The organism is Elusimicrobiales bacterium, assembly GCA_041651175.1.
GTDB lineage: Bacteria > Elusimicrobiota > Elusimicrobia > Elusimicrobiales > Elusimicrobiaceae > JAQTYB01.
The window spans coordinates 1-6,355 of the sequence record JBAZJT010000043.1; the positions used below are offsets into that span (position 1 = coordinate 1).

The 6,355-nt window shown below is 58.3% G+C and carries 6 protein-coding genes; 5 read left to right on the forward strand and 1 reads right to left on the reverse strand.

Going from position 1 to position 6,355, the window contains the following annotated elements:
* Positions 1-124: 124 nt before the first annotated feature.
* On the reverse strand, positions 125-805 hold the full coding sequence (locus WC421_11645; GenBank protein MFA5162880.1) for a GPR1/FUN34/YaaH family transporter: 681 nt from the start codon (positions 803-805) through the stop codon (positions 125-127).
* A gap of 110 nt (positions 806-915) precedes the next feature.
* On the opposite strand from WC421_11645, the gene WC421_11650 reads away from it, so the two are divergent.
* From WC421_11650 to WC421_11670, 5 genes are read left to right on the forward strand one after another with little or no spacing between them, the layout of a single operon-like run.
* Positions 916-2,727 (forward strand): DUF885 domain-containing protein, encoded by a 1,812-nt coding sequence (locus tag WC421_11650; protein MFA5162881.1) that lies wholly within the window; start codon positions 916-918, stop codon positions 2,725-2,727.
* The gene (locus WC421_11655) at positions 2,724-3,461 is read left to right on the forward strand and encodes an ABC transporter ATP-binding protein (protein MFA5162882.1); all 738 of its coding nucleotides are present in this window, start codon (positions 2,724-2,726) and stop codon (positions 3,459-3,461) included. Before WC421_11650 ends, WC421_11655 begins: the two co-directional genes overlap by 4 nt.
* A 1-nt stretch (position 3,462) precedes the next feature.
* Positions 3,463-4,221, forward strand: a complete 759-nt coding sequence (locus WC421_11660) for an ABC transporter permease subunit (GenBank protein MFA5162883.1) — start codon at positions 3,463-3,465, stop codon at positions 4,219-4,221.
* A gap of 1 nt (position 4,222) precedes the next feature.
* Positions 4,223-5,005, forward strand: a complete 783-nt coding sequence (locus WC421_11665) for a hypothetical protein (GenBank protein MFA5162884.1) — start codon at positions 4,223-4,225, stop codon at positions 5,003-5,005.
* Positions 5,002-6,096, forward strand: coding sequence for a glycosyltransferase family 4 protein (locus tag WC421_11670; GenBank protein ID MFA5162885.1), 1,095 nt, complete (start codon positions 5,002-5,004; stop codon positions 6,094-6,096). Before WC421_11665 ends, WC421_11670 begins: the two co-directional genes overlap by 4 nt.
* Positions 6,097-6,355 lie beyond the last annotated feature (259 nt).

Below are 6,355 nucleotides of genomic sequence, written 5' to 3' on the forward strand. Positions count from 1 at the left end.
TGACGACGGCGCTGCAACGCGCGGGCTGAGAAAAACGAAAAATTGGCGGGACAGGCGAAAGCCGAGGTGCAAAGCCCCGGTCTTTTTTATGCCCAATCATTCGCCAAAAGTTTTTCAGTGGACCCTACCGGGTTGCGGCGGCTTCCTCGGCCTGGGCGAGAGAAGTTTCCGTCCGGGTTTTAAGCGCGTAATTCATCGGCCCGGGCATGGAAAACACCGTCTTGCCGGCGGCGGGATTCACAAGCTCGGCTGCGGCCATCCACAGCGATATCCCCCCCAGCAACGCGGTGAAAACGCCGGTGCAGGGCGTAAACACCGAGGCATGCAGCACCGGATAAGAAGAGGCCGGGAAAATATCCTTCAGAATCCTGGTCACATACAACAGGTCTATGTCCAGCAGGAAATAGAACAGGATTTTGCTGTAGAACCCGAAGCCGTATGTTACCGCCGCAAATATCAGCAGGAAGGAAACGTCCACGGCGGTGACGATGACGGGGTCAATTCTGCCCCCGCGGGCGGCTTCGGTCAGCGACCAGTAATTCATGGCCCAGTTGAACGAGAATGCCGTAAACAGCGTCCCCCCGTACAGGTTGCGGTTGGCCAGATTCACAATGCCCGAAACAAGCTGCCCGAAGCAGCCGAAAAACAGGCAGAACATGGCGGCGGTTCTGATGCCTTCCGGAGTAAGGCGATATCCGAAAGCTATTGGCGTCAGCGCGGCGCAGCCCACGGCCAGCCCTATCAATCCCAGAGGAGTGGCGTTGGCAAACGGCGTCGCGGCATGAGTGTGCTGATTTGTGGTCATTTACTGCCTCCTTTCAAGAATTACTCCCCCTGTCCCGTTTCCGCGGCCGTTCCGGTCCCGAATATCGTGGCGGACTGCAACTTTTGCGGCGTTACATAGTATACTTTATTATGACAAGAGCGGCAAAATTTGCGATAATCCATTACGTGAACATCTTTTCCCTGATTGCCGTCATGTGCGTCATGGCCGCCCCTGCGCGCGGCTACGAGGAAGCGCTTTCGGAAAAACATCTTGAAGGCACGCTTGAAGCCTCCAAGATGCAGGAAATTTTCGACCGGTATCTGGCCACTCTTCAGGTTACCGACCCGGAAGCCGCCACGCGCATAGGCGTGCACGAGGCGGATAAAAACCTCACCTCCCGCAATCTGGAGCAGGAAGAAGCCCGCATAAACACGACCAAAGGCTATCTTGCGGACCTGTCTAAAATAGACAAATCCGTGCTGAATCACTCCGATTTCATTGACCTCACCCTTTTCCAGACAAGACTGGAGATGGACGTGTATGTGATGGAAGTCTCCAAGCCGCTGCTCAGGCGTCCGCAGTTTTACATGTCCGCGCTGGATGCGATATACGGCATTCTCAACAAAGACTTTGACGCCTACATGCTTAGAGCGCACAACGCGCTGTCAAGGCTGAAACAGTTCCCGCAGATTCTATCGCAGGCGGAGCATAACCTGACCACTCCTCCCAAAATATGGGTGGAACAGGCCATAATAGAATGCGACGACGCCGACACTTCTTTTGCCGACCTCACCCCGATGTTCAAGCGCATGGTGGGGCTGGACGCCTCGCTTCAGGGCGAGGTTGACCGCTCCGTGCAAAACGCGCGCCAGGCCATATCGCATTACCGCGCCTACCTCAAGGACACCGCGATTAAACAGGCCAGCGGCGATTTCCGCATAGGGGACGAGGCATACGGCTATTACCTGGCGCGGTGGCATCATGTCGGCTTCAATCCCGCAGACGCAGAAGCAATCGCGCGGAAGACGTTCAAAAGCACGCGCTCGGATTTCCTGACGGAGCTTGCGCAGACGCTTGGCCGCAAGGAAGTGGCCCCGGAAGACTTTGACGAGGCCATATTCAAACTTTCCAAGGACCATCCCAGGTATGACGATATAATTTCCACCTTCCAGCAGGAGATGGAGCGCGCCTACCGCCATTTTGACCGCTACCACATCGCGCCCGTGCCAAAGGAAAGGATACGGATTGTGGAGCCGCCGTCTTACCTGACAAGCAAGACGCCGTTCGTATTCTACAGCCGTCCGTATCCGCTGGACCTGGCCCGCGTGGCCGAACTGTATGTGAACCTTCCGCCGAAAAAAACGCCGGAGAAGAAACTTGAGGCGGCGATACGCGCCATGTTCAACTTCCCCTATATAGAAATGGCGGTAACGCAGGAGGTCTATCCGGGCAGGCATTTGCAGGATTCGGAATCGCTGCAGACCCCGCGCCCGCGGCATATATCTGAGCAGCCTTTTCTTTCCAACGGCTGGGCGGCTTACGCGCAGCTGCTGGGGATGGAGCAGGGCTATTACACCAATTTCACGGCCAAGCTGGTTTATCTGCGCTGGGAACTGGTTCGCGCCGCCCGCGCGTATGTGGACGCCGCGCTGCACACAAAGGACATAGACTATGACCAGGCCATGACTTTCCTGACCAAAGAGGCGGGGCTTTCCGCCGGACAGGCCAGATCGGAAATTCTGCGCGTGTCGCTTAATCCGACGGAGGGACTGTCTTATATAATCGGCAGGGACGAGATTTTGCGCGTAAGGAAGAAGTACCGCGACAAACTGGGAGACGATTTCGACCTGCGCGATTTCCACAGGCGGCTGCTGCAACTCGGCAACGTGCCGATTACCATGCTTGACGGCGAGCTTGCCAAAAGCTACGAAGAATCCAAATCCCCCTTTGACATGAAATGACGGAAATACCGGCAATCAGGCTTGAGAATCTTGCAAAAACCTACCGCCGCTCCCATCTGGGAAGGACGACGGAAACCATAGCCCTGGACGGGCTGAGTCTCGCCGTTGGCCGCGGCGAGATATTCGGGCTGCTGGGGCTTAACGGCGCGGGCAAAACCACCGCCATGAAGCTGGTGCTGGGGCTTTTGTTCCCCACAAAAGGCGAGGCCGAGGTGATGGGCCGCAAGGCCGGCAGCAACGACGCCAAGCGGATGATAGGCTATCTGCCGGAGCTGCCGTATTTCTACCCGTATTTCACCCCGGCGGAAAGCCTGGAATTTTATGCCGCGCTTTCCGGCGCGGATTCCGCCGCATCGCGGATAAGCGGCATTCTGGAGCGGGTAGGCCTTGCCCCCCACGCAAAAAAATGCGCGGGCGAATTCTCAAAGGGAATGCTGGAACGGCTTGGGCTTGCCCAGGCTCTGGTCCACGACCCGCAGGTGCTGGTGCTGGACGAGCCTGTCAGCGGGCTGGACCCGCTTGCCGTCTGGGATTTCCGGGAATTGTTTCTGGAGCTTAACCGCGCGGGAAAGACGATATTCGTTTCCTCCCACAGCATATCGGAAGTGGAGAAAATCTGTTCCCGCGTCGCCATACTCAAAGCGGGGAAGCTGGCTGCGCTCGTGTCCCAGCAGGAGTGGAAGAACTCCCCCGGCGGGCTTGAGGAAATTTTCGTAAGGACCGTGAGAGGCTGATATGCGTTCCGCCGCCATCATCGCCGCACAAACCCTGCGCGAGCAGTGGAAAAACAGGTTCCTTCAACTGCTGCTTATCTTCGGCGGCGCGCTGGTATATGCCGCGCTGCTTCTGGGCGCAATGGCCATGGAGCAGGAGCATCGCGTGCTTGTCAACTTCGGCGCGGGGCTTATAGAGCTTGCCGGGCTGGCGGCAGTGGTGGTTGGCGCGGCATACGCCGTGCTGCGCGACATGGAAAACAAGACCATTTATCTGATTCTGTCGCGTCCCGTCTCGCGCGGGGCATACATCGCGGGCAAATACGCGGGCCTGCTGCTGGCGGCGGCGGCCGCCATGGCCTGCATGGCGGCAATGCATATTCTGCTGCTTAAGATGCGCGGCGCGGACGCGGGCGCCGGCTACTGGGCCGTCATATTCTCTTCCTGGCTTAAGGCAGCCGTGGCCGGCGCGCTTACCATGCTGGTGTCGCTGATTTCAACCTCGTCCCTGTCCGCGCTGCTGATGTCCTGCATCTTTTGGACACTGGGCCATTTCACGGGGGAGCTGCAGTATCTTTCCTCGCGGCTTGCCGGGCCGGCGGCTTTCGCCGTCAAACCGATACTGTGGATTATCCCGGACCTGAGCTTGCTCAATCTCCGGGACAGTTTAGCCGCCGGCGCGCCTCACGCGCCCTGGAGCGTTATGCTGGGATACAGCGTTCTGTACGCGGCGGTATGCCTGGGTCTGTCCTGCGCATTGTTCTCGCGCAAAGAGTTCTGAGATGAAACCGGTTTTCCTCGCGGGCGCGCTGGTCCTTGCGGCTGCCGGATACGCGGCGCGCCTGTCCCCCGGCCCGCAGTATCCGCGCGCGGCGGAAATAAGATACGCGGGAGACAGCGCGCTGGAAGACGCCGCATTCCTGAGCATGGGCCTGCGCCGGCTCTGCGCCGACATCAATTTCATCCGTCTGATGCAATACTACGGCAGGGCCGAGGAAGGCCGCTACGTGTTTCATGACCATGAGCATGAGCACGACGGGCATCATGCCCCGGACCGTCCGATAACGGCGGAAGACATCAGATATAACGAGTATTCCATGTACGGTCTCAGCGTTTACGCCGCTTCCGGGTTTGAGGGCGGCAACTTCCCGCAAATATCGCGCCGCGCGCTTCATATATTGAGTCTTGACCCGTATTTCTCCTACGCCGCGCTTTATGCCGCCGGCGCGCTGGCCTTCAACCTAAACCGCGCGGACGAGGCGCTGGAAATCCTCGCCTACGCAAAACAATACAATCCGCGCGACTGGAAATATGATTCTTACGCCGCCGCCATAGGCTACTCCAAAGCCGGCGACCCGGCAAAAACAGCCGACACTCTTGACCTCGCCGTGCGGGAGCCGGACTGCCCCACCATGCTCAAGCAGCAGACCGCTTTTCTCAATAAAAAACTGGGGCGCTGGCGCCGCGCCTATGAAATTTACGCGGACATCCGCGCGCATTCGCAGGACCCGTATTATATCCGAAACGCAGAGGAACAAATGGCGCAGTTGAGGCAAAAGATATGAATCTTCTTTTCGTAAGCGAATCCAGGGGCTGGAGCGGCGGCGCAAACCAGATGCTGCTTACCGCAAAGGAACTCTCCGCGCGGGGGCATAAGGTTTTCTTTGCGCTCCCCGAAGGCGAAATCCGCTCCCGCGCAGAGGCCGCCGGGTTTGACTGCCGCCCTATCAACATCCGCCAGGATTACGACCTGCCTTCCGCATTTGCCGTCAAAAAAATAGCGGGGCAGACGCAGGCCGATATCGTCCACGCGCATCATCCTCAGGCGCATGCGGTATGCCTGGCGGCAAGATATTTCGGCATGGCCGCGCCGCTGATTGTAACCCGGCGGGTCATTTTTCCGCTGCGCGCCAACCCGTTCAGCGCGCTTAAATACCGCTCGTCCAGGGTTTCGCGCTATATCGCAGTCTGCAACGCCGCGAAGGCGGAGCTTGTCAAAGGCGGCGTCGCGGCGGAGCGGGTGGAGGTAATTCCGTCGGCGGTGGACATATCCAAATACGCCGCCGCGCGGCAGAAACGCGCGGCGCTGGAGATGAAGCCTCCTTTCCGCGTAGGGCTTATCGGGCATTATGCCTGGTTCAAGGGGCATGACTATCTGCTGCGCGCCGCGCAGGAAATCGTCGCGCGCTTTCCCGGCACCAAATTTGTATTCGCCGGACGCGACACCGAAAAGCTAAAACCCATCGCCGAGGAATACTGCGTGGAGAAAAACGTGGAAATTCTGGGCGAGCGCCGCGATGTCCCGGACATTCTGGCCGGCCTGCATGTTTTCGCCATGCCGTCGCTGCAGGAAGGCATAGCGACGGCCCTTATAGAGGCGCAAAGCGCGGGCGTCCCTTCGGTGGCCACCAGAATTGGCGGCATACCGGATGTGATGCTGGCGGACCAGACCGGCCTTATGGTGCCGGAAAAAGATTCCCACTCGCTTGCGCAAGCCATAATGCGCTATTTCAGCGAGCCGGAGCTGGCCGCGCAAATGGCGCAGCGCGGATACGAGCGCGTGCAGGCCAATTTCGACCTGCCCGCAGTCTGCTCCCGGCTTGAGACGCTTTATATGTCCACAGCCGCCCCGAAAGCTGTCCGAACCACGCCCTGAAAACAGGCCTTTGGCCCGTTCATCGGCGTCCCGCTGATATTTCCCTATTAACCTGAATGTTTCAGTTGGATTGCGGGATTCGGCGAAAAATCGCTTTATACTGCCTTCACAAAGTTATCCTTTCGCGCTTTTTCGCCTCCTGACTTCGCCAACGGGACACCCAGTGGTTATTGACGGATAATGTTGTAAAGCTGCTGTTGTTCCGCGTCCATTCTCAATAACTGCTTCTTTCTTTCTCCGTGTTCCGGCGCATACTCCA

What these genes read in the sequence shown, in the direction of transcription:
- WC421_11645 (MFA5162880.1), bottom strand. Translation starts at nt 805, where the DNA reads ATGACCACAAATCAGCACACTCATGCCGCGACGCCGTTTGCCAACGCC.
- WC421_11650 (MFA5162881.1), top strand. Translation starts at nt 916, where the DNA reads ATGACAAGAGCGGCAAAATTTGCGATAATCCATTACGTGAACATCTTT.
- WC421_11655 (MFA5162882.1), top strand. Translation starts at nt 2,724, where the DNA reads ATGACGGAAATACCGGCAATCAGGCTTGAGAATCTTGCAAAAACCTAC.
- WC421_11660 (MFA5162883.1), top strand. Translation starts at nt 3,463, where the DNA reads ATGCGTTCCGCCGCCATCATCGCCGCACAAACCCTGCGCGAGCAGTGG.
- WC421_11665 (MFA5162884.1), top strand. Translation starts at nt 4,223, where the DNA reads ATGAAACCGGTTTTCCTCGCGGGCGCGCTGGTCCTTGCGGCTGCCGGA.
- WC421_11670 (MFA5162885.1), top strand. Translation starts at nt 5,002, where the DNA reads ATGAATCTTCTTTTCGTAAGCGAATCCAGGGGCTGGAGCGGCGGCGCA.